The organism is Shewanella profunda, from assembly GCF_023283765.1.
In the GTDB taxonomy this organism is placed as follows: Bacteria; Pseudomonadota; Gammaproteobacteria; order Enterobacterales; family Shewanellaceae; genus Shewanella; species Shewanella profunda.
The window spans coordinates 1-23,182 of record NZ_JAKILG010000016.1; the positions used below are offsets into that span (position 1 = coordinate 1).

18 protein-coding genes are annotated in these 23,182 nt (G+C 44.6%); 13 read left to right on the forward strand and 5 right to left on the reverse strand.

Annotated features, from left to right (window positions below; all coding sequences use genetic code 11):
• Positions 1–150: 150 nt before the first annotated feature.
• On the reverse strand, positions 151–978 hold the full coding sequence (locus L2744_RS09850; protein WP_248991748.1) for an N-acetyl-ornithine deacetylase: 828 nt from the start codon (positions 976–978) through the stop codon (positions 151–153).
• Positions 979–1,148: 170 nt separating this feature from the next.
• Here L2744_RS09850 and L2744_RS09855 point away from each other — a divergent pair, with 170 nt between their 5' ends.
• The 4 genes from L2744_RS09855 (at position 1,149) to L2744_RS09870 (ending at position 7,876) form a co-directional block, all read left to right on the forward strand.
• Positions 1,149–2,564, forward strand: coding sequence for a M16 family metallopeptidase (locus L2744_RS09855; RefSeq protein WP_248991749.1), 1,416 nt, complete (start codon positions 1,149–1,151; stop codon positions 2,562–2,564).
• Positions 2,561–4,081: a M16 family metallopeptidase gene (locus L2744_RS09860; protein WP_248991750.1), complete on the forward strand. Its 1,521-nt coding sequence runs from the start codon at positions 2,561–2,563 to the stop codon at positions 4,079–4,081. Before L2744_RS09855 ends, L2744_RS09860 begins: the two co-directional genes overlap by 4 nt.
• A 9-nt stretch (positions 4,082–4,090) precedes the next feature.
• On the forward strand, positions 4,091–5,305 hold the full coding sequence (zapE, locus tag L2744_RS09865; protein ID WP_248991751.1) for a cell division protein ZapE: 1,215 nt from the start codon (positions 4,091–4,093) through the stop codon (positions 5,303–5,305).
• 417 nt (positions 5,306–5,722) lie between these two features.
• Positions 5,723–7,876 carry a methyl-accepting chemotaxis protein gene (locus L2744_RS09870; protein ID WP_248991752.1) on the forward strand — a complete coding sequence of 718 codons (2,154 nt, stop codon included), beginning with the start codon at positions 5,723–5,725 and terminating at the stop codon, positions 7,874–7,876.
• Positions 7,877–8,159: 283 nt separating this feature from the next.
• Here the strand turns inward: L2744_RS09870 and L2744_RS09875 are convergent, their stop codons facing one another.
• Positions 8,160–9,161: a LysR family transcriptional regulator gene (locus L2744_RS09875; protein WP_248991753.1), complete on the reverse strand. Its 1,002-nt coding sequence runs from the start codon at positions 9,159–9,161 to the stop codon at positions 8,160–8,162.
• 138 nt (positions 9,162–9,299) lie between these two features.
• On the opposite strand from L2744_RS09875, the gene L2744_RS09880 reads away from it, so the two are divergent.
• Positions 9,300–10,259, forward strand: coding sequence for a sodium-dependent bicarbonate transport family permease (locus L2744_RS09880; protein WP_248991754.1), 960 nt, complete (start codon positions 9,300–9,302; stop codon positions 10,257–10,259).
• Positions 10,260–10,356: 97 nt separating this feature from the next.
• Here the strand turns inward: L2744_RS09880 and L2744_RS09885 are convergent, their stop codons facing one another.
• Together L2744_RS09885 and glnE are read right to left on the reverse strand one after the other, a co-directional pair.
• Positions 10,357–11,322, reverse strand: coding sequence for a GGDEF domain-containing protein (locus L2744_RS09885; RefSeq protein WP_248991755.1), 966 nt, complete (start codon positions 11,320–11,322; stop codon positions 10,357–10,359).
• 76 nt (positions 11,323–11,398) lie between these two features.
• Complete coding sequence (glnE, locus tag L2744_RS09890) at positions 11,399–14,266, reverse strand: bifunctional [glutamate--ammonia ligase]-adenylyl-L-tyrosine phosphorylase/[glutamate--ammonia-ligase] adenylyltransferase (protein ID WP_248991756.1); 2,868 nt, start codon at positions 14,264–14,266, stop codon at positions 11,399–11,401.
• A gap of 243 nt (positions 14,267–14,509) precedes the next feature.
• Here glnE and L2744_RS09895 point away from each other — a divergent pair, with 243 nt between their 5' ends.
• From L2744_RS09895 to L2744_RS09930, 8 genes are all read left to right on the forward strand, one after another.
• A complete protein-coding gene (locus L2744_RS09895; RefSeq protein ID WP_248991757.1) occupies positions 14,510–15,481 on the forward strand; it encodes a hypothetical protein in 972 nt (323 codons plus the stop codon).
• A 13-nt stretch (positions 15,482–15,494) separates the two neighbouring features.
• On the forward strand, positions 15,495–16,394 hold the full coding sequence (locus L2744_RS09900; protein WP_248991758.1) for a DUF350 domain-containing protein: 900 nt from the start codon (positions 15,495–15,497) through the stop codon (positions 16,392–16,394).
• A gap of 4 nt (positions 16,395–16,398) precedes the next feature.
• A complete protein-coding gene (locus L2744_RS09905; RefSeq protein ID WP_248991759.1) occupies positions 16,399–18,123 on the forward strand; it encodes a polyamine aminopropyltransferase in 1,725 nt (574 codons plus the stop codon).
• Positions 18,124–18,201: 78 nt separating this feature from the next.
• Complete coding sequence (locus L2744_RS09910) at positions 18,202–18,615, forward strand: YjfI family protein (RefSeq protein ID WP_011788231.1); 414 nt, start codon at positions 18,202–18,204, stop codon at positions 18,613–18,615.
• A gap of 11 nt (positions 18,616–18,626) precedes the next feature.
• Complete coding sequence (locus tag L2744_RS09915) at positions 18,627–19,316, forward strand: PspA/IM30 family protein (RefSeq protein WP_248991760.1); 690 nt, start codon at positions 18,627–18,629, stop codon at positions 19,314–19,316.
• A 159-nt stretch (positions 19,317–19,475) separates the two neighbouring features.
• Positions 19,476–20,129, forward strand: coding sequence for a DUF4178 domain-containing protein (locus L2744_RS09920; RefSeq protein ID WP_248991761.1), 654 nt, complete (start codon positions 19,476–19,478; stop codon positions 20,127–20,129).
• Positions 20,130–20,251: 122 nt separating this feature from the next.
• The gene (locus L2744_RS09925; RefSeq protein WP_248991762.1) at positions 20,252–20,581 is read left to right on the forward strand and encodes a hypothetical protein; all 330 of its coding nucleotides are present in this window, start codon (positions 20,252–20,254) and stop codon (positions 20,579–20,581) included.
• Positions 20,582–20,723: 142 nt separating this feature from the next.
• Positions 20,724–21,554, forward strand: a complete 831-nt coding sequence (locus L2744_RS09930) for a potassium channel family protein (protein ID WP_248991763.1) — start codon at positions 20,724–20,726, stop codon at positions 21,552–21,554.
• Between the two features lie 72 nt (positions 21,555–21,626).
• On the opposite strand, the gene L2744_RS09935 is transcribed toward L2744_RS09930, so the two are convergent.
• On the reverse strand, positions 21,627–23,138 hold the full coding sequence (locus tag L2744_RS09935) for a CYTH domain-containing protein (RefSeq protein WP_248991764.1): 1,512 nt from the start codon (positions 23,136–23,138) through the stop codon (positions 21,627–21,629).
• Positions 23,139–23,182: the final 44 nt, after the last annotated feature.

The following is a 23,182-nucleotide window of genomic DNA, read 5'->3' on the forward strand; positions in this document are numbered from 1 at the left end:
AACGGGTGTAGTAGGTTGGGAGCGGTTATGGGAAGGATGGTTCAAACTGCAAACCATCCTTGAAGGCTACGAATTGGCTCTATCTCTTGAGCACGAGATGTGATCAAGAGACAGGCTACTGCGGGTATTTTTTTACTCTAAATAAACTTTTCAATCACATAATGGTGCGCAAAGAGCTAAAAAATGAGTCATTGCCGCGCTATTAGCCAATATCCGTTGATCAAAATTTTGCAGTGCTGGCGTTTCAGTACAAGCACCAACTCTTGCACCACTGCGAACCAAACAAGCCTCAAATGAAGTATCAAAATGGTTGAAGATCAAACCGTCCTTTACGGGACAACCATCTATCTCACCGTCAGCCGCAATGGGGAAATATCCCGCTAATGTATCGCGCAAGTCGAGACTAAAACGTCCAGGCACTTGGCTTGGCTCAAAAGAATACACATAGGCTTCATGACTTAACACATCTTCATGGCAGGTCAAAATACCATCTCGACTCGCGGCAATCAGTAGCTGAGCATGTTCGAGCAGTAATTTACCTTCTATCGATGTGGTTTCATTCGCCTTTGGCTTACCGTTTTCAAACACAAATCCACGGTTAGGGTTTTCACCAAACTTGTTGAATCTATGACCGCGATGAAATCCAGTGGGGTTCACTAGGGGCAGTAAACTTAAGTTAACTCGCTCAAATAACTCGGTCGAAGCTTCACTTAAAAAGTGCAGTAACCCCCATGGCCCAGCGGACTCTTCACCGTGAAATCCTGCACTGATCAATAAAGACGGTAAGCCCGATTTAGCGGCAGGAGATTGATATAAACTCACACTGTATTTGCCTACTTCACCCAATGTCTTATCAACCATGCCCAAACGGGACATTTCCTGCTCAAGCAGTAGATAAAAATTATCAATATCAGTGCTTTCACAGTTAAAAATATCGCTTTTCCACTGAAATGATTCGAACGGAGATCTGCTTACCATATCTTGTACTTATGCCAGAAAAAGAACTGTGCCATCATAGCAGTTCTTTTAGAAAACTGAATGATATTCAACTGAATTCGATGAAATCCGACGAGTCACTGACTTTACCGTACCCCCCATCAAGGATAACAAAGTAAAGAGCGACATTTTTAACCAAGGCAGAAAGCATAATGAAAATCCATATGGGCATTTATATCGCCCTCGTGACCAGTATTTTAAGCTCAGAACTTAACGCCCAATGTCTGATTGAAGGTGCCAGCGGCTTATATGAGCTAGAGTCAAAAATAGAAACTTACACCTTAGCCAATGGCCTAACGGTACGTTTATTAGCTTTAGAAAATAAACAAACCGTTACTGTCGCCAGTCAATTGAGCCTAGGTTCCCGTAACGAATCCCAAGGACAAACGGGTTACGCCCATTTATTTGAACATATGCTATTTAAGGGCAGCGAACATGCTCCCGGTGATACCTATGCACAAAAGCTCAGTGCCCTAGGCGCTCGTTTTAATGCAAGTACTCATTTCGACTACACCAATTACTATGTCACCCTCCCGAGTCAAGCGCTCGAACTCGGCCTTTATCTTGAGGCTGACCGATTTATTCGCCCGAGTCTTAGTACGACTACCGTCAAAAATCAGCAGGAAACGGTACTGCAAGAAATGGCACAAACGATAGACAATCAGCCCTATGTGCGCAGTGCAATGGAGTTTTTACTCACCCAAGTGAAAGATACTCCCTACGGCCACGGTATTATTGGCAGTCGCGATGATATCACCCATGCCACACCTGAAAGCCTAATTGCCTTTCATCAAAGCTATTATCGCCCCGATGCGATGCAGTTATCCCTTGTCGGAAAACTCAACCCTGAGGCGAAAGACTGGATAGCTGAATATTTTGCGACTTGGCCTAAGCCTAAGGTTGGCGAACCTAAATTTGCTCCGTTAACCATCCAGCCAAAACATATACATGCCGAACTCATTGATGAACGAGGCCCTTGGCCTGGGGTATTACTCGCTTGGCATACAGTAGGTAAAGGTCATTCCGATGCAGCGGCGATAACGTTGCTCGAAGCCTATTTATTCCAAAATACCAACAGCCAGCTGGCTAAACTTAGCCAGCATAATCCTGCACAAATGCTCAATTACTCTCTTCCCTTTGAGCTAGAAAACCACGGAATAACCAATCTAGTACTAGTGCCAAGAGCACGTACCTCACTCGATGCCTTAGTTGAAAAAGTGTTGAAACTCGTAGCACAAGCACAGCAGCAACCCATTGATGAGGAAGATTTATGCACACTTAAACAGGGATGGTTAAACAATCGATTACAGCAGCTGGACGACACTCAAGCACTCGCTACACAGCTCTCGGCAACATCTAAGCCGGATCAAACCCATCCCTTAACGGCGCAGTGGGAACAGATTAATGCCGTCACGGCCAGCGATATCCAAAACGCAGCAAAACAATATCTCACCCAAGACTATGTGCGAGTAGATCTATTGCCACCTTGGTATATTCGCTGGGGGAAAACCCTACTGGAATGGCTACCTGATAGTATGAGTGACAGCTTGGAGGATGCGGCATTATGACCAACAAAGGTATTCTAACTAGTCCAATATATGACCCACTACGCAGCTTAATGCCCTGCGTTATTGCTCTATTGCTCAGTGCTTGCCAACAGACACAAATGGTTTTCACCCCAACCGAAGCACCAAACTTAGCGAGCTTTGAAACTCAAAATACGTTACCTAAAGTGGATGCTATAATGCCCACAATGGATAGCGTATATGCAGAGGAATTCCATGAAGCACTGCAGTTACCCTATCACCTACAGAGAGTCTTTGGGGCAAAAGTCGATAACATAGCAACCAACAGGTTAAGCTTAACGGCTGTGAGCCCGAAAATACCCTTTGTTAATCCGGATATTCTGCAACTCGCTTTTCAAGAAAAAGCCCAAGCCTTAGCAATGGCGAGCAATGATCCCTGTTTTGAGACACTTGAAATTCGAGTTACCCTGCACAGCATTAATTTAAGCCTCACTTGCCCTGCCAATATTAATCACCTTTATGGTCAATTAGTGCAATTTTGGCAACCAGAGACTTTTACGGCATATTCAAGTGCACCTGTAGAGATCGATAATATCCGTCGTCGGCTTAAGCTCAACAAACACTTAAACGCCTTTAGTGGCGCCGAGATAGATAAGGTTTGGCGGGATAAATTACTGGGGCAGACCCATCCCTATAACCAAGCCATCAACAATGAAACCCTGTTCGATACACTGACCTTAGGACAACTACAACAGATCCAACTGCAGGCAACAATGCAGGCAACAATGCAGGCTGAGTGGCACTTATTTATTCCAGAACAATATGATAATAAAGCTAATTTTGATATTCAGAATAGCCTATCCCTTTGGCCTATCAATACTAAACCCATTTATTCCAATCAAATTCTACCTCCGAAAAACCCACAGCGGACGAAGAAGATTTACCTGATTGATGCTCCTGGCAGCGTACAGACTCAAGTTCGTCTTGGTTATGCCTTAGATACACAGCAATTCAGCCCACGGCAAATAACCTTAAGCTGCCGCAGTTTAGCCGCACTACTGGGCCGTAGTTTTTCGGGCAGACTCTATTATGATTTACGGGAAAAACGTGGTCTCACCTATGGTATTTACGGCCAATGCACCAATGCACCTCTCTCTAGCAGTATCAAATTTTATGGCAGCACAGCCATAGAACACACAGGGGCTTTTGTGGTGGGCATATTAGATCACCTCGCACTCGTTAAAACGCAAACTGCCAGCCAAGGCGAAATCGATACACTTAAAACCTATTTAATTGGTGAGGATTTGCTTATCCAAGACAACAAGATACAGCGAGAAAGCCACTATATTCATCAACTGGCGACTGGTTTTACTCAGGCAGAAGCACTGAAGCTAAATGCAGAGTTGCAAGCCCTATCGCCCACAAGACTGCAACAGTTAGCAAACGGGGCTTTTAGGGAAGAACCTTTGATTATTTTACGGGGCGATGCCGATAGGATAATCCCCGACTTAGAAACTAAGCTACCTGAATGGCAGCTTGAAAAGGTCAAGGCAAACTAGGTCGAGAATATGGCTAACACTATGCTTTTTAATCAATTAATCACTAAAAATACCAGTATATCTCCGCTGCCCGTTTATCAAGCCAAAGTTGGAGTAGATTTGGTTGAAGATCCCGCACAGCAACAGGCCGTTTTAGCCCTAGAAGATCTATTCCATCAACTGACTTTAAACCCTAAAAATACCAGCCAGAAACAACACTCTCAAATTAAAGGCCTGTATTTATGGGGCGATGTAGGTCGGGGCAAAACTTTTCTGATGGATTTATTTTTCGATTGTTTGCCAACAGACGGAAAGTTAAGACTGCATTTTCACCGATTTATGGCACGGATCCACCAAGCACTGCGGGAACACTCTGGCAAACGAGATCCCTTAACACTTATCGCCAAAAACCTAGCCAAAGATTGCAAAATACTTTGTTTCGATGAGTTTTTTGTCTCGGATATTGGCGATGCCATGATACTTGCGGGATTATTTGAGTGCCTATTCGAACAAGGCGTGGTACTGGTTGCTACCTCAAATATTCCTATTGAGCGCTTATATGAAAATGGTTTAGCTAGACACAGATTTTTGCCCTGTATTGCCCTGCTGCAAACACACACTCAAATGCTGCATCTCGATGGTGCCCAAGACCATAGAATGCAACCCCTAAACACTGAGCGGAGTTCAGGTGCAATTGCTGTAACTTCTCGTAATATTAGCCTTATAGGAATGCTGGATTTTGAAAAAACATTTAGTAAGTTGACCCAAGATTCGCCCTATATTAGCCATACCAACCTCACCATCTGCAACCGTGAAATCCCTGTGATCCGCGCCACTGTAGATCAGGCTGAACGAACCGTCGCGTGGTTCGACTTTTACGCCCTATGTGACGGTCCAAGATCACAGCTAGATTACATCGAAATCGCCAGTCGATTTAACACCTTAATGGTCAGTGACGTCCCTAAACTGGGCGGTGAAGTCAAAGGTTGGATCCGCGCAAGGGGCACTGAAGACGGAACAGGTGAAAATCAAGCTGCAACCACGGGCGAGCGTAAACTCTCCTATGCCACCAACGATGATCCAGCGCGGCGTTTTATCAGCTTAATCGATGAGTTATACGATCAAAACGTGGCCCTATACCTCAGCTGCGAAGTCCCGCTTACCGAACTCTACCAAGGCGGGGCACTCAGTTTTGAATTCCGCCGCACCTACAGTCGATTAATTGAAATGAGCCGAAGTGACTAGGGCGTCAATCTGCATATTCAGCACTGCTCTGTAACAGAAAATCGGCGACAAGAGAATTTGTAATGCTCTGGTCAAAGCCCTCAAAGCCCTCCGTAACATGCTGCTTATAGCACTTACGGCATTCAAACAGTATTTCGTAAGGTTAATTCCATTTTATGTAATTAGCGGGTTTAACATAATGCCTCCACTAGTCCATAGCATTAACCATCGAAATATCTCTCATTGATCACAAAAAATATATTGATTAGTTTTTTTAAAATAATCTAGAAACGCTTGACTATACTAAAAGGAGTTGTAGTCACAATGAATATTTCTAGGTCAAAAATATAATGATCACTTAAAGCAACAATATAAATATAACTAATAAATTCAATAAACTACCCTTGAAACCTGAGTTGTATAAAAAGAGGTATCATAATGAAATTCAAATCAATAAAAACAAAAATTGCATTTTCTGCAGGTGTCGGAATGCTTCTGACGGCTTCGATATTGGTCGTCTATAATATTTATTCTACAACGATCAATAATCAGCATATTAATGAGACTGTATCTTCATTAGTCGAACGTATCACCCTTGATAAAATGCAAAGTGTGGCTTCTGAATATGCACAATCTATTAGTCGACGACTAGAAAAGGGGATGCAGACAGCTCAAACATTAGCAGACACTGCAAGTGCAACACATACGGGTACAACCAATATACTTAATCGCAATATATTCAATAACATGTTGAATGAAGCGCTCAAAAGCAACCCTGATTTAAATGGTACATACAGTTGCTGGGAGCCAAATAAATTCGATAATAATGATGCCCAAAATCTTAATGGGGAAGAGGGTAACAACAGTGAAACTGGGCGTTTCACACCTTATTGGGTCCGAAATAGTAGTACTTTAAATGTGCAATCACTCGTGGAATATAATTCTACTGATAAACATCCCAATGGCATTATTAAAGGTGCTTGGTATCAAAATCCACAAAAGGATCGTCGCCAGACCGTAACAGCACCATTACCTTATATTGTCCAAGGGAAAAATGTGTGGTTAGCCACTCTATCGGTTCCTGTGATTGTCAATGACCGATTTTTAGGGGTAACAGGGGCTGACTATAATCTCGATTTTGTACAAAAAGTGAGTGAACAGGTCGCCGATGCTATCTACCCCAATAAGGCCGATGTCTCCATTATTACCGCAGATGGTTTAGTCATCGCCGCCAGCAAACAACCCAGTGCGATTGGTAAACCCGTAGATAATCTCTACAACAAAGAAGCTGATAAAATTCGTGATTTGATGCGCCGAGGTGAAAAAGCCATCTATACCGATGAAACAACAGGCCTGTTGCACGTCTTGAATCCAATAACATTAGGCACTAGTACCACCCAATGGGGAATACTGATTAGGCTTGAAAAGGATTTAGTATTTAGTGATGTTAATGCAATGTCACAACAAATTGACGAGAACAACGCTAAGAATACTTATTGGCAAATCTTTATAGGCTTATTGGTTTCCATCATTGCGATAGTTGCAATGCTTCTCATCGCACAGAGCCTAACGAAACCCATTCTTGCTGCCGTTGATATGGCAAAAACCATTGCCCAAGGCCAATTTGATAAACGCTTACGCTACCAAAGTGAAGATGAAATTGGGCAACTTGCTGTAGCTCTAGATGGAATGGCTGACACTTTACATTCTCATGTCATGGTTGCGGATCACATTGCAAGAGGCGACCTTAACCAAGATGTAACAATGGCTTCTAAAAATGATCAGCTCGGACAAGCTCTCAATCAAATGATCCTCGATCTAAACAACCTGGTTGGACAAATTCGGCAACGTTCAGAACACATTGGAAATAATGCAGATAAAGTTTCAGCCATGAGCCACGATCTTGCTAGCGGAGCTACCGAATCAGCCTCTGCTGTAACAGAAATTAGTGCGACAGTAACACAGATTGCAGCTCAGATTAGACAAAGTGCCAACCATGCTGACAAAGCCAGTTTATTGTCAACACAGTCTGCACAAGCCGCCGAAAGTGGTAATTCGTTAATGCTAGAATTGCAAGGAGCCATGAAGGAAATTGAAGCTTCAGGAACAGATATTAACAACATCATCACGACTATTGAATCTATCGCAACACAGACAAATTTACTTGCATTAAATGCTGCAATTGAAGCTGCACGTGCCGGTGAACAAGGAAGAGGGTTTGCTGTTGTTGCAGATGAAGTTCGCAAGTTAGCTGGACGCAGTTCTGATGCGGTAAAACAAACGGCAGCATTGATAAACATATCAGCCCAACGTACACAAAAAGGGATCCAGTTGTCCCAAGAGACCGCCGAGGTATTATCTGGCATTGTTCAAAATACTGGGGCTGTCGCAGGCTTAGTGCATACGATTGCTGAAGCTGCGAATGAACAATCTTCCGGAGCAGATCAGGTCAGCATCGGAATTAATCAAATTGATGAGGTAACCCATCAAAACAGCCAAACGTCAGAAAATTGTGCTTTAGCGGCTCGTGAACTTTCAGAGCTATCAATTCAACTCACTAATTTACTCGGCCAATTCAAACTTAAAAGATAAGGGTGGGACTGTTTGTCGATTGGTAACTAGCTAAAATTTGAGCTAGTTACCTCTTTTTCTAGGGACTTAGGGGCTATCCGTTTAAATTTGAGTCAGTTTAAATTTGAGCTAAATCGTAATATTACAAGGATAAATAAATCATCCCAACTAAGTAAATGTTCCTAATTATGCGTCGACCCGCCACAAAAAGCCCGTCTTGGAACCCCACGACGGGCTTTATCCGTTTCTGCGTTTCTGCGTTTCTGCGTTTGACACAATCTTAGGTGTTAACTATTTAAAACAGTTAGTTAGATGCGGTATTGCTTACACAATTAAAGCGCATTGCCAATTCACTGATATCAGTCGCAACCCACTCTGGCTCAATACATTCGGCTAAATGTGCTGCCATAAAATCCACCAGTTGCATGGCGGCATAGGGTAAACGGCGATCTTTGCGACTAACCAGATACCAGTTACTTTCGAGCGGAAAACCCGTAACGGGTAGAATAGCGGGCTTTTCCCGCCCTTCTTGCAGCGTGTGCGCTGAAATCACTGATAAACCTAAGCCCGATGCTACGCTGAGGCGTATGGCTTCATTGCTCTCGATTTGCATAGTATCACCTAGGGTGATGCCTTGAGCGCTACACCAAGACTCGAACATCAAGCGAGTGGCGGAGCCCGGTTCGCGCACGATAAAACGCTCATTCTTCAGCTCGTTAAAATTCAGTTGTTCACGGCCAACCGCCCAGTGATCTTGAGGTGCAATCAGTTGCAGCGGGTTTTTAATGATGCGTGCGGATAACACATTATCGCCACTTGGGGGATGGCTAAACAGGTATAAATCATCTTCTTGATGCTCAAACCGCCCTAGCACATGGGCGCGATTACCAATATTAAGAGTCACTTTAACCTGTGGAAACTGACGATAAAACGCGCCTAAAATCCGTGGTAATACGTACTTTGCTGTGGTGACTATGCCAATATTGATATGACCCACGCTACCGCCTTTTGCCTGCTGCATAAAAGCTTCAAAATCTTCAAAACGACTCAAGGTATCGCATGCAGCGCGATAAAACTCATTGCCTACCAAAGTAGGCGACATTCGTCCCTCACGGCTCTCAAGTAATGGCTCACCCAAAATATCGGCCAGCTTCTTAAGTTGCAATGAAACCGTCGGCTGAGTTAAGTGCAAGACCCTTGCTGCTGCGGAAATATTGCCCAGCCGAACAACCTGCACATACACCTGTAATAAACGAAAACTTAAATGCCGCAGTTTAAATTGAGTCGATGATGAACGCTTATCCATAGATAATTATCTATACCTAAGTAGTAAACAATTTATTTTTCAATATAACTAATTAGGCTCAAAATCACCAGTAATCAGGATCACTCGACCATTCACCGTGTGCTGCACGGCGTAAAAGTCAAAACTAATGAGATACTTATGCCCGATATTGTGATTGCCTTCTTCGCTTTAGGTTTATTAGCTGGCCTCGTGAAGTCAGATCTTAAAGTCCCACCGGCTATTTATGAAACCTTATCTATTTTGTTGATGCTCACTTTGGGCTTAAAGGGTGGAATGTCACTCCATGGGCACACCCAACACCTGGTGTTCAGCGAGCTCTTAGCCGTGATTGCCTTAGGTTTAATCATTCCATTAGTCCTATATCCAGTATTAACCCAACTGGTACGCATAGGCCGCACCGATGCCATTAGCATTGCCGCCCATTATGGCTCCGTCAGCGCGGGCACTTTTGCGGTAGTCATGGCGATGGTGGAAAATGCTGGACTCACCTTAAGACCTGAAACAACACTGTATTTAGTGCTACTCGAACTACCCGCAATTATTGTGATGCTCTGGCTACATAGATATTTAAGCGCTAAAAATCCTACTGAAACAATACCCAAAGGAGAAGTGCAATCAAACGTATTGCACGAAGCCTTAACCAGTCGCGGCGTTGTACTGCTCCTTGGTGGTGTGGTGATTGGTTGGCTCTATGGCCCAACAGGGCTTGCGCCGCTTACACCTGTGCTACTCGGTGGTTTTAAAACCTTGTTAGCCTTATTTCTACTCGAAATGGGTTTAGTCACGGCCAAGGTATGCTTACCTCTGCCTCTTAAACAATGGCGTTTATTAGTGTTTGCCGCGGTGATCCCCTTTGTTTTGGCTTGGTGCGGAATAGGTGTGGGTTTATGGTTAGATTTACCCTCAGGCAGCATTTTGGTATTGGCGGCCTTAAGTGCTAGCGCATCCTATATTGCGGCACCAGCAGCCATTCGTGCGGCCATACCCGAGGCCAATATTGGCTTAGCAATGCTAGCCTCACTAGGTATTACCTTTCCAATAAACGTACTTATTGGCCTGCCTTTATACCAACATTGGATTGCACTTATCACGGCCTAGGGACAACTTCTAACTTGATACTAGGGCGTATGAATAGGGGAACATGAGTTCCCCTATTCATAATGCAGATTTGCTAATCCATGCTAACTTCGGATATTTAAGGTGAATGATGCTGCGCTTTTTCTTGATACATAGCCTTATCAGCAGCCTCTAAAAGATCATCCAAGTTATGCTCTGAATCCGGTGTCCAATGGGCAATACCTATGCTGGTTGCTAACCTATGTTGTTGCGGATGCTGTTGATTATATTGCTCAAGTAATAGTTTAAAACGCTCAACAGCCAGATTAACTGTATTTCGGTGCACAAAGCTCAGCAGCACAACAAATTCATCCCCTCCAAGCCTTGCTATCACATCGGATTCCCTAAAAGCCGCCATCAGAATATGGGCAAAATCGTACAAGACTTGATCTCCCTTACGGTGACCAAAACTGTCATTGACCTCTTTGAAAAAATCGAGATCGAAGAACACTAAAGCCGCTTCTGAATCCGCACGCCGACAACTTGCAAGGGCCTGATGGGCCAATAACTCAAATCCTCGACGATTTGAAATGGCAGTTAAGGGATCTAAGGTATTCTGCGCGATAGATAGTAACTCGGCCTCCACCATTTGACCGAGATCCGTCAAGGTTTCAATATCTTCACGGCTAAACTCCCGTGGTTCAGTACCATTCAGACATAGGGTTCCAACCCGGTAATTATGGTTGATCGTTAGTGGATAACCTGCGTAAAAACGAATAAAGGGTGGCTGTGTTACAAGAGGGTTATCACTAAAACGCGGATCCAACAGAGTGTCGTTAACAATAAAAATACCATCATAATTTATAGCATGGGCGCAAAAAGAAATATCCCGTGACGTTTCAGTCACCTCAAGCCCTTGGCGAGATTTAAACCACTGACGCTGAGCATCCACAAGGGTAACCACACAAATAGGCAGCGAAAAAATTCGCCGAGTCAGGCGAGTGATACGGTCGAAGCGTTCCTCTGCATCGGTATCTAGCACATTGAGAGCTCGCAACGTGGCTAAGCGTTGCAGCTCATTTTCTGGGATGGGAGGTAATTCCATAGCACTCTCTAAGTAGATGCTCTGTATTAAACTTTAGACCAAATAACCCTGCCTTGTGAGGTTATATAAAAGTCCACTATTCAAGCACGGCTCGATAAATATTCAATACGCGCTCAGCATGCTCTGCAACCTCAACATAAGGTAACTGACCCGACTTTTGCTGTAGCGTAAGTCGATGATTCTCATCCCTTAGCCAACAATAGGATTGAGTTAAATGCTGAGCACTCATAATAGGTAGCAGCTCCAGTTCGGCCAACACAGCAAAAATTCGCACATTATCGGACCAAATCGATAGCTCTGGATACTCATGGGCGTTCGCTAGCACAAGATACTGGGCAATAAATTCGATATCAGCGATTCCACCAAGGCTCTGCTTTAAATCGAATCGGCCTTCGGTCACTTTTAGCAAGTGATCGCGCATCTTCTGGCGCATCTCACGTACCGCTTTTTTAAGCTCAGCTTTGTCCCTCGACTTTTCTAACACAGAGGCTCGAATATGGCTAAACTTAACCGCTAAGCTATTGTCTCCAAAGACAAAACGTGAACGCACTAATGCCTGATGCTCCCAAGTCCAAGCCTCATGGGTTTGATATTCACTAAAACGTTCAATCTCACTCACCATCAAACCCGACGCGCCAGAGGGACGCAGGCGCATATCGACCTCATACAACTCCCCCGAAGTAGTGCGAGTAGAGAATAAATGCAAAATACGTTGGGCAAGCTTGAGATAAAAATGCATCGCTTCAATTGGACGTTCGCCATTAGTTAAGTTGCTATCCGTATTGCTATGCAACTTCTGCTCATACAAGAATACTAAATCGAGATCGGAGCCATAACCCAGTTCTATCCCGCCGAGCTTGCCATAACCAATGACGGCAAAACCAGTATCATTGCCCTCAAGATATGCAGGCACACCATGACGCTGAGCCACCTGTTGCCACGCCTGCATCACAACTTGTTCAATAATGGCTTCGGCTAAAAAGGTTAAGTGATCACTCACTTGCATCACAGGTAGCACGCCCGTCACATCGGCAGCGGCTATCTTAAGTTGTTGTGAAAGCTTAAATTGTCGCAACGCCTCCATTTGCTGCTCCATATCATCTTCAGGCACCCTAAGCAGATACTGGCGTAACTCGCTGGGATAATCGTCCAATGAAGTGGTGTCGTACAAATGCGCTGGATCGATAAGTTCATCCAATAGCATAGGAAATTTAGCTAACTGAGTCGCAATCCAAGGACTGGCGCAACACAGGCTCACTAATTGTTGGCGCGCACCAGGATTTTCACACAAAAGCTCGAGGTAAGTGGTGCGAGTTAAAATCTGCTCAAGCACCTTAGAGACGGGTTCGAAGGCTGCCGACGGACTCTGTTGATTGAGAAGCTCCTCCAATAGTCTTGGCATTAATTTATCTAAGGTTTCCCGCCCGCGAGGTCCAATAGATCGCTTTATAACCGTTTCACGCCAACGGCTAAGCATAGGCCATAATTTGTCATCTTCGATGTGTTGCTCGGCAAACAGTGCAAGTGCATGGTCATCCTGCTGCACATTCCACAATTGCGCAGTCCAATGCTCAGCTTTCTCTTCCCCTTCTTCGCCGCCAACCGTTGCTTTAAAATGGCGGTGGATTTTCGCCATTGCCGCTTCAATATGAGTGCGTAAGTCAGCCTCATTAGCCATATCGAGTACATGGCACAATCTCGCCCAATCGAGTGGATTATTTGGCAAGGTTTGGGTCTGTTTATCATCAATGGCTTGCAGTAGATTTTCGACCCTGCGCAGCAGCAAATAACTGTGTTTAAGCTCATCCACAGCCAGATATTCAAACTGCCCAAGGCTGTAAAGTGTGTCCATGGCGCCAAATAAACTCTGCTGGCGAAGTGCAGGCTCGCGACCACCGCGAATAAGCTGGAAACTCTGCACCACGAACTCGACCTCGCGGATACCGCCAGCACCGAGTTTAATATTGTCTGTTAACTGACGACGACGTACCTCTTGGGCGATAAGCTGCTTCATTTTTCGCAGGGATTCTATGGCCGAAAAATCAATGTAACGGCGATACACAAAGGGTCTCAGCAAGCTGTGTAGTTCATCGGAAAAATGATTCCATGGCCCGAGCGCACGGGCTTTAACCATGGCATAGCGTTCCCAATCACGCCCCTGCTCTTGGTAATAATCCTCAAGCGCACTGAAACTCACCACCAGTGGGCCGCTTTCGCCGTAGGGGCGCAAACGCATATCCACTCGGAATACAAAACCATCGACTGTCATTTGATCGAGTAGATTGACAAGCCTCTGCCCCATGCGAATAAAAAATTGCTGATTATCTAAACTACGACGACCACCGACAGTTTCGCCATGCTCAGGAAAAGTGAAAATCAGATCGATATCCGAGGAAAAGTTAAGCTCACGGCCGCCCAATTTACCCATACCTAAAATCAGCAGGGGTTGCGGATTACCCGCTTTATCCATTGGTGTGCCATATTGCGCGCACATATCTTTGTAAAGCCAATCGCGAGCGCAGATCACTAACGCTTCAGCGAGTGCCGATAAATCGAGTAGGGATGTTTCTAAACTGCTGTAATCTAAAAAGTCACGCCAAGCTAAACGTACCATTTGATAATTACGGAAACGGCGTAATACGGATTTGGCCATGTCCTCGGTAATCGCTCTACTAAGCTTTTCATGTAATTCAACATCATAATTTTTACGATCAACATCCGTTAAGTCCCCCATGAATAGTTGATTGATCCATTCGGGGTGCCGACTTAACTGCGCAGCCACATAATCACTTAACCCCAGCACAGTTATCAATTCTTGCTGGGCTGTTGGTGTTAAATGCGCCAGCCCATCGGACCATACTTCCTCTAGCCGCTGCCAATGACGCTCTGCGGTTGGAGTGATGAGTGTAGACAATGACTTATTACTGTCTTTTTGCATGGTCATAATTATCCCTGGCAAATTTAACTATCGACATATTATGTCGTAAATGATATAGAATGACGTCACATGATGTTTGACGGAACTTGCAGTACCCAAGTAACACGATAACGAAACACAAAAAAAGGTAAAACCCTCTCATTTGTGGCGTTTAAGGGTACTATAACCTGTGCAGCAGGCATATTGGGCAAGAGGATTATTATTTGCCCGCAAGTATTTGAGTTTTATTTCAACCCTTTTGGAGACAACATGGCAGGAATGCTAAGGCATGTTCTCACATCGATACTCTTTATAACCGTTACGCTATCGCTAACGGGGTGTGGCGATGATAGACCGGACAAAATCGCGAAGTATCAACAACTCACTGAGCAACGTCTCGCTTCTCTCGGCACTATGCTCGATGACGGGCAATTACGTAACGCTAATCTGCTAAAACAATACAGCACGCTGTTAAAGCAACAAAAACCCGATTTAGCTCCACTGCTCGATGAATTAGCAAAGGATTCTGGCCCCAAAGGGCCTATGTATACTTCACTAAAACGTCGCTTGGAAGAGTCAAAAAATTCGGCAAACTTTGCAGATCTTGATCAACAATTAGCAGAAGCCGAAAACGTTTATCAAGCGGCAGATCCAAGCCTGTTTAACGATATGTTGTCGGATCCCGTTAACGTGGTCGCCGATATGTCCGATGGTAAACTCGCTCGCGTGAATGCTATCAGCCGTGAAGCCGCAGCATTAGCCAATGGCGCAGAGGACTTTGGTCCCGGTAGTCAACTCGTGGGTAATCCTTCCTACGGTAGTTGGCAAACCAACTCCAGTGGCACGTCCTTTTGGGCTTGGTACGGCATGTATTCCATGTTCTCAAATATTTTTAATCGCCCAATTGCCTATGACCGTTGGTCAGGTAATCGTGGCTATAGCTATTACAATGATGTAGGCCGCTATCGCTATACTTCACCCAAACAAGCGGATGCCCAAAGTAAAACGTTTGAACAAACTAAAAAACGTTTTGACTCTCAAGGTAAGCGTTTTGATAGTCCCTATGCTAAACCGCGCACAGGAGCCACGGCATTATCCCGTGAAAGCACCAGTGCACCAAAGGCAAATACAACGATCGCGAGTAAGAACTCAGGCAGTAAGTTCCGCTCTAACTATGCTAAAGACAGCAGTTTCCGTAATTCGAGCAATCGCACGACCCGCAGTGTGCGCCGGGGCAAGTAACTAAGGATTTCCAATGACACTATTTCAGGATTTCGGTATCACACCAGAGCTAGCCACTATACTGGCAATCGATCTTACTATTGCGGTTATCTTGCTAACCTTGATGCGTTATTTGCAAGGTTGGAGCGTAAAAGTCAATAGCAGCAAAGAACTTGCCGAGCGAGATAATTTTGCCTTTGGTATTAGTACCGCAGGCGCAATTGCGGCGCTTGGTATTGTATTAACTGGGGCAATAACCGGTGCAGCGGCTCACTCCTATGTGACTGAAGCCATAGGCATGAGCGCCTACGGACTGTTCGGCTTAGTGCTGATCAAACTCGGGCGATTCCTGCACGATAAAATCGCCCTAAATGAGCTAGATAAAAATCAGCAAATCATTAAAGGCAATGTCTCTGTTGCAATTGTCGATGCGAGCGCCGCCATAGCGACCGCAATTATTATCCGTGCCGTCTTGCTGTGGGCTGAAGATTTAACGGTCGATACTTTTATCGCTATTTTCAGTGCATTTGCTATTTCGCAGTTAATGTTGGTGTTACTGACTCGCTGGCGTGAAAACCGCTTTGCTAGTCGCAACCAAGACTCTTCTATGCAACATGCGCTCGAACAAGGGCATACTGCGCTGGCTATTCGCCACGCGGGCTATATGATTGCAATGGCATTGAGTTTTAATGCCGCGAGCCATTTTATTATCTATAATCCAACTGCTTACGTAACAAACGTCATCGGCTGGTTGGTGTTCTCAATCATCATGCTTATTGTACTTTCACTACTGTTATTTGTGGTGAAAAAACTAATATTGGCCCGCATCGATTTAGCTGACGAAGTGGAAAGACAGCACAATATTGGTATCGCAGCAGTAGAGATGGCGATCAGCATTGCTATCGCACTTATTCTTACGGCATTGATGGCCTAATCGAATGCAAGAAAACAGCTTAACCCCTTTAGCGGCTAAACCTAGCCGCTTAGGTTGGTTCGACGATGTCCTATTACTGGGCATTATGGCCGTATTAGCGGGCTGTGGCCTGATTTACGAATATCTATTATCACACTATGCCGGGCGTATTTTAGGCGCATTAGAAGCAGCCATCTACACCATGATTGGCTTGATGATAGTCTCCATGGGATTGGGGGCCTTTGCTGCGCGCAAAATTCGTGATGCCTTCACTGGGTTCGTGATATTAGAACTTACCGTTGCCCTCTGTGGCTCGCTCGCCATTTTAATCACGGCCGCAATGATTGGCTTTGGCCAACAACTGCCCTTGATCATTGCCAGCACATTAGGTTTACCGCCGGATCAATTACCCGACGGCGGCATGATAGGCACGCTGCAAAAACTCAGTGAGTACTTACCCTATGTGTGGGGTGTGTTACTTGGCTTGATGATTGGTATGGAAATCCCCCTTATCGCAAGGGTACGTCAATCCCTTTCCGACGAACATTTACTCCACAATGCGGGCACCATTTACGGCGCGGATTACATAGGTGCAGGTATAGGTGCGGCCATTTGGGTTGGCTTTATGCTCGCTATCGACATCCAACTCGCCGCGGCGTTAACCGCAAGTTTCAACCTACTGGCAGGTTTTGTGTTTATCTGGCGATTCTGGAATAAAATTTCGCATGCCAAACTCCTTTTGGTGGGGCACTTTATCGTTACTGGTGTTTTGCTGCTATTGGCGATTCATGGTCCAAGTTGGGAACAGGAATTCAATAATTTACTTTATAAAGATAAGGTGGTTTATAGCAAAGCCACCCGATTCCAACAACTGACGTTTACCGAACGCTTAAGAGGCAATGGGTTAGCGCCTGTATACGCCTTATATATCAATGGCCGCTTACAGTTTTCTAGTATCGACGAACATATTTACCACGCCTTTTTAGTCCACCCCACGATGGCAGCAAGCGCGCGCCACAACAAAGTGCTAATTATTGGTGGTGGTGATGGGCTTGGACTAAAACAAGTACTACGCTGGCAGCCAGAGCAAGTCACTTTGCTCGATCTCGATGCTGATCTTGTTAAGTTATTTAAGTCGCCAGATACGGATATGCCTGAAAATTTAAGTCTGGCGATGCTGACATTAAATGGTGATGCACTCAATGACCCGCGTGTGACAGTCATCAATGATGATGCCTTTAACGGCGTAGACAAACTGATTGCCACAGGCGTGAAATACGATGCGATTATTGTGGACTTACCCGATCCGAGTCACCCCGATCTCAATAAACTCTATTCGGATTATTTCTACCGTAAATTAAAGGAACTAATGAGCGATGATGGTGCTCTGACTGTACAGTCAACCTCACCCTATCATGCACCTAAGGCCTTTATTTCGGTGGCAAAAACCTTAGTTTTAGCGGGATTTGACGTTAAGCAATACCACCATAATGTACCCAGTTTTGGAGAGTGGGGTTGGAGCATTGCAACCCTTAGTGGGCAAGATGCACAGCACAGGCTAGCCCAGTTAACGGAATTAGCCATCAAAGATGATTGGCTCACATTAGGACTAGTGAAGGGCGCATTTGAGTTTCCAGCGAACTTTTATCAAGATGCCGCAAACATAAAACCTAATGAGTTAGGCTCGTTGCAGTTGTATCACTACCATTTACAGGCCTGGTCTGAAAACCAAGGACTCGATCTTTTTTAATAGAGAAAGATAGTGCTTGACATATTATGTCTTAGTGCTATCTTTGAACACAGACATAATATGTCAATAAGGACAAATATGAATATCCATACCCTTGCCAATCACCTCAATAGTCTTGGCAATAACAGCCAAACCGGCTTTCAATTTGATTGTTATCCGATTGATGGCGAAGTAGAAGTGTTGCAAGTGAATGTGGTCGGCCGTGAAGAAATCCCGGTATTCGTATCGGTAACGGATAACCAAATTCTCTGCATCAGTTACCTGTGGGGCGAGAACGAAGTAAACCAAGAACGTCGCAGTGAAATGTTTGAAACTATGCTAGAGCTCAACATTCCAATGCCTTTGTCAGCCTTTGCAAAAATCGATGACAAATACGTAGTTTACGGCGCGCTATCACTGCAATCTAGCATGCTTGAAATAGAGCAAGAATTAGCAGTTTTATCTGATAACTGTTTAGAAGTTATCGATGAATTGGTCGACTATCTGAAATAAGGAGCCACAAAATGGGCATTCTGAATAAAATTTTAACAGCGTTTCGCGGTGGTGCCACCGAAGTTGGCCAAAGCATCGTTGACGCAAACTCAACCCGTATTTTCGAACAGGAAATCCGTGACGCCGAAAAACACTTAACCAACGCTAAACGCGAACTGACCGATGTGATGGCAAAGGAAATGCAAGCGAGCCGTGAAATCGATCGCCTGAAACGTTCTATTGCCGAACACGAAGGTTATGCAACTCAAGCGCTGGATAAAGGTAATGAGGCCCTCGCGATTGAAATTGCAGAAAAAATTGCACAGTTAGATCAAGAATTATCCGAGCAACAAAGTGCTAACGATAGCTTCAGTGCCCATGCTCTACGCCTGAAGGATTTAGTGAAGAAAACCGAACGTCAATTGTCTGATTATCAACGTCAATTGAGCATGGTTAAAACCACTGAAAGCGTTCAAAAAGCAACGGCTACTATCACTGACTCTTTCGCGTCTAGTAATTCTAAACTACTGAATGCTAAAGATTCATTAGAGCGTATTAAAGCACGTCAACAACAGTTTGATGACAGGCTCAAAGCCGCTGAAACCTTAGCAGAAGAAACCAGTGATAAGTCACTGCAAGCTAAGTTAGCCGAAGCAGGTATCGGTGAGCAAAAGTCAAATGCCAATGCGGTACTTGATCGAATCAAGGCTCGCAAAAGCTAAGTAATGAGTGACCGAATGCCGAGTATCGATGGGACCATCACCCCCTATTGAGCTCGGCATTTTTTTGTTTCAACCATTGAATAAGCTCATCTTGGTCAGTGATTATCCACAGCTATTCGCTTATCACGCAGCACACGGGCAAAGTCAGCAGGAGTGAATATGGGATTTTTTAATAGTATTTTTGGTAAGAAAGCGCCACCACAGCGTGAGCTCAATCATCCATCCCAGCTTAATGTGGGCGATATGATCTCTATCGATGATAGCTTTGCCCTACCAGCACAGTTACGTGGCCAACAACTTAAAGTCGAAGCCGTTAACACCTATGAATTCGAGCGCAGCCAACAAGCCGAATGGGTACTCAAGGGCCATGGTAGCGATACCATTTATTTAAGCATTGAAGAAGACGATGAAACCTACCTCGCCTTATCCCTTAAGATCTCCCGCAATCAAGTAGAACAACTCTTTGATTTAGAGCAATTTAGTACTCTATTTGATGAGCCTGGACACGCCGAATTAACAACTCAGGCGTTATCCACTGATAACGCTGCTCAACTTGAGCAATGGCTTGGAAAACAATACCATCAAGTGACTTTTGCCGCCTTTGGTTATTTCCACCGCGAAGATTACCGTGGCCTTAAACCACCCCAAGATGCTAATGGCAGTACGGGCGAACCTTTTGAATATTACTTACTACTCAATGACGATGAGAGCCGCGCAATCGAAGTTGAAGTTTATGAAGGTGGCGATACAGATGTGGTATTGACCCTATACCGCCCGCTTACGGATATTAGGGAATACTGGCCTGGTAAGTAGGGGCAAGAATAAGATAAAGTGCGTAACTCGCACTTTATCGCCAATCCCAATGCACTCCTTGTATAATTAACGCCAGCGTAAAAAGAGTGATACAACCAGTTGATAGCAATAGGTAATACGCAATGAGTAAAACAAAAAATCCACTCCCCGAACAATGGCTAAAGAATCAACAAGCAGCAAAAGCAACTCAGGTCGCTTTCGATCTCGATGAAAAATTTCAATACTCCATCCGTAAAGCGGCGCTCGATGCAGGTGTTAGTCCTTCTGATCAAATCCGCACTATTTTAGGTTTAAGTGTATCTAAACGCCCGACTCGCCCACGCCTCACAGTATCACTCAATGCCGATGACTATGTGCAACTAGCCAAAAAATATGGGCTAAGTGCCGATGCGCAACTTGAGATTAAACGTCGTGTGCTCGATGATTTAGTGCATTTTGTGGATAAAACCTAAAATATCCCACCTTGGTCACTATTTTATGCCTGATACTATCTGCTAAGTGATAAATGACCCATTTATCACAAAGGTAATTTACTCGTAGTATAAAGTCTTTTACTTTAGAGATTCGTCGCACTTTAAAGGGATCATGTTTGGCATGACAGATAAAACCCCATGGTCGCTCCGCTCGCTTAACGGCCCATCGCCCATTGAGCTTGCTATGATGTTGTTATCGTTACTGTCGGTGATCATAGTGCTCGTCATGACCTTTGGTCGACTCGACAGTGAAACCTATCGTTTACTCTTCTTTATTGATACCAGCGTCTGCCTGATTTTTATGGCCAACTTTTTTGTTGGTTTATTCCGTGCTCGCAATAAAATGTTTTATCTACGCCATCATTGGATTGACTTTATTGCGAGTATTCCAGCAATAGAGGCACTACGTATCGCGCGTGTTTTCCAGATCCTACGGGTGATCCGTCTGATCCGTATGAGTAGCTCCCTACTACTGCCCCTTATAAAACAACGAAAACAGGCAACCTTAGCCAGCCTATTGGTCGCCATGGTAACAATCCTTACCTTTGCATCTGTCATTATTTTAATTGTTGAAAGTGGTACCGAAGGCGCCAATATTGAAACGGCTGAACAGGCTATTTGGTGGGCTCTAGTCACTATTTCTACTGTGGGTTATGGAGATTATTATCCGGTTAGCACAGCGGGGCATATCATTGGCGGCATAGTGATCGTTAGCGGGGTCAGTTTCTTCGGGGTAATTTCAGGTTATATGGCATCGGTATTTGTTGCGCCAGATGAGGCTGAACGCCAGGAGCGTCAGGATGCCCATAAGGCAGAAATCAAGTCTGAGTCTGAGCTTGAACTCACTCTTGCTAGGATGGAAGAAAGTCAAAAACAAATAGAAGAAAATCAAGCTAAGATGTTGCTGCAAATCAGCGAGCTAAAGCAGGTATTAGAGAATAAAAAGTCATAGTTCCTTTATCTGAAGAACCTCAATAAAAAGGGCCAATATTTAAGCCCTTTTACCCACCTAAACTGCGCTCAGCTACCAATATGTTTTTTGCTGCATAGCATTACGTCTCGATGACTCCATGGCAAATAATAGGCTTTGCTGTTTCCCCTCAAGCCACTCACTTAAATCAATACCCAGTTGTTGACTCGTCAGATTTAAGATGCGGTAACAGGCTAAGGTTTTAATTCCAAGCACAAGATCCTGCCAAGGTGCACGAAAAGCATCGCGAGACTTGGCTTCGTACAAAGTGCCATACGCTTGGCCAACAAGGATCCCTTCATCTAGCACAGAAGCTACTCGTAAATAATCATCACACCCCATCGGCCTATCCGGTGACATGGTATCGAGTATCGCTTGCCAAGAAGCTTGCTGGACACGATCCGCGTGCTGCTGCAACCCTAATTCATACGTTAATGGAATACGGCCTAACGTGACACCAAGTAAAATATCAACGATTGCCAACTGCAGCTGACCATACTCAGCTTGTTGCCATAACGAGGGCAACTGCTCCGCTAACTTAAGCATCGCTAATTGAGCATTCAGTTGTTGCTTTATTGCTGTACTTTCAGCCTGCTTTGTCACTACGTTTTTTTGACTACCTAGCAGTGCTGTCAGCGCTTGCGCTTCTTCAATAAAATCCAATTGCTGTTCTATATGAATAAACAGAGGTGACAATCTGACATTAAGTAAACCAAACTGATTTAAGGTCATTCGTAGCAAACGAATACAGGCTCTCATCCGCCACCAAAGCGCCACACAGGCTTCGTTATCTTGCTCTTCTGCAATCATGCCTTCTAGGAGTTGCCAGCGCTCGAGCGCTGTCTCAAGTAAAATCTGACAAGTTGCCGTTAACGCTTGCTGAGGGGGTTGATGAAGCTTCATATCGTCAGGGCTTGGTAGGGGCAAAAACACTAAAGCACTTAAGACCAATGGGTTGGATTTACCCGCAAGACGATATCCCCGCTGCGCCTTGCTCGCTTTACCCAAACGAACAGGAACAACACTCGCCACTTGAGAGGCTAATTTGAGTAAGGTTTGGGTATCACCACTGAGTAACTCAAACTCTAATTCGCACAGGGCCTCCTGTTTGCCATTCGCCGTAATTTCTCCTGTGTCCAATGCCACTTCAACTAAGCTACCATCAACCTGAATATGCCAAGCACGGCGATAAAAATCGGTGTGAAATACACAGGAAAGTTGAGCCTGAGTAGCGACTAAATCCGCATCAAGGGGCCAAATGTCAGCAGGGAACAGACTTAAATCTGGGGTGTCACCCTCAATAGTGACATTGTACTCTGGGCGAGAATGGATCCCCCCCACCACCTGACCCGCTGTTTTGATGGTCTGTTCTTTATGTTTATCGTAACCCCGTACCCGTAATCCCATATCCCATTTTCGTAACTGTAAATCAGGGGTATCGAAGTAACCATTAGCCAAACGGCGTTGGCCTTGGGGGATAGCGTTATCGAGGCTATCTAATTTATTTATCAGGATATCTTGATATTTAGGCAGAAAAAACAGTTTTAATTCTATCTCAGCACTCATTGCGTAACAGCTCACTTTGTCATCAAATATTCATCAATGCGTCA

What these genes read in the sequence shown, in the direction of transcription:
- L2744_RS09905 (WP_248991759.1), top strand. Translation starts at nt 16,399, where the DNA reads ATGCAAGAAAACAGCTTAACCCCTTTAGCGGCTAAACCTAGCCGCTTA.
- L2744_RS09925 (WP_248991762.1), top strand. Translation starts at nt 20,252, where the DNA reads ATGAGTAAAACAAAAAATCCACTCCCCGAACAATGGCTAAAGAATCAA.
- L2744_RS09870 (WP_248991752.1), top strand. Translation starts at nt 5,723, where the DNA reads ATGAAATTCAAATCAATAAAAACAAAAATTGCATTTTCTGCAGGTGTC.
- L2744_RS09860 (WP_248991750.1), top strand. Translation starts at nt 2,561, where the DNA reads ATGACCAACAAAGGTATTCTAACTAGTCCAATATATGACCCACTACGC.
- glnE (WP_248991756.1), bottom strand. Translation starts at nt 14,266, where the DNA reads ATGACCATGCAAAAAGACAGTAATAAGTCATTGTCTACACTCATCACT.
- L2744_RS09850 (WP_248991748.1), bottom strand. Translation starts at nt 978, where the DNA reads ATGGTAAGCAGATCTCCGTTCGAATCATTTCAGTGGAAAAGCGATATT.
- L2744_RS09875 (WP_248991753.1), bottom strand. Translation starts at nt 9,161, where the DNA reads ATGGATAAGCGTTCATCATCGACTCAATTTAAACTGCGGCATTTAAGT.
- L2744_RS09920 (WP_248991761.1), top strand. Translation starts at nt 19,476, where the DNA reads ATGGGATTTTTTAATAGTATTTTTGGTAAGAAAGCGCCACCACAGCGT.
- L2744_RS09900 (WP_248991758.1), top strand. Translation starts at nt 15,495, where the DNA reads ATGACACTATTTCAGGATTTCGGTATCACACCAGAGCTAGCCACTATA.
- L2744_RS09915 (WP_248991760.1), top strand. Translation starts at nt 18,627, where the DNA reads ATGGGCATTCTGAATAAAATTTTAACAGCGTTTCGCGGTGGTGCCACC.
- L2744_RS09930 (WP_248991763.1), top strand. Translation starts at nt 20,724, where the DNA reads ATGACAGATAAAACCCCATGGTCGCTCCGCTCGCTTAACGGCCCATCG.
- L2744_RS09855 (WP_248991749.1), top strand. Translation starts at nt 1,149, where the DNA reads ATGAAAATCCATATGGGCATTTATATCGCCCTCGTGACCAGTATTTTA.
- L2744_RS09910 (WP_011788231.1), top strand. Translation starts at nt 18,202, where the DNA reads ATGAATATCCATACCCTTGCCAATCACCTCAATAGTCTTGGCAATAAC.
- L2744_RS09885 (WP_248991755.1), bottom strand. Translation starts at nt 11,322, where the DNA reads ATGGAATTACCTCCCATCCCAGAAAATGAGCTGCAACGCTTAGCCACG.
- L2744_RS09895 (WP_248991757.1), top strand. Translation starts at nt 14,510, where the DNA reads ATGGCAGGAATGCTAAGGCATGTTCTCACATCGATACTCTTTATAACC.
- L2744_RS09880 (WP_248991754.1), top strand. Translation starts at nt 9,300, where the DNA reads ATGCCCGATATTGTGATTGCCTTCTTCGCTTTAGGTTTATTAGCTGGC.
- L2744_RS09935 (WP_248991764.1), bottom strand. Translation starts at nt 23,138, where the DNA reads ATGAGTGCTGAGATAGAATTAAAACTGTTTTTTCTGCCTAAATATCAA.
- zapE (WP_248991751.1), top strand. Translation starts at nt 4,091, where the DNA reads ATGGCTAACACTATGCTTTTTAATCAATTAATCACTAAAAATACCAGT.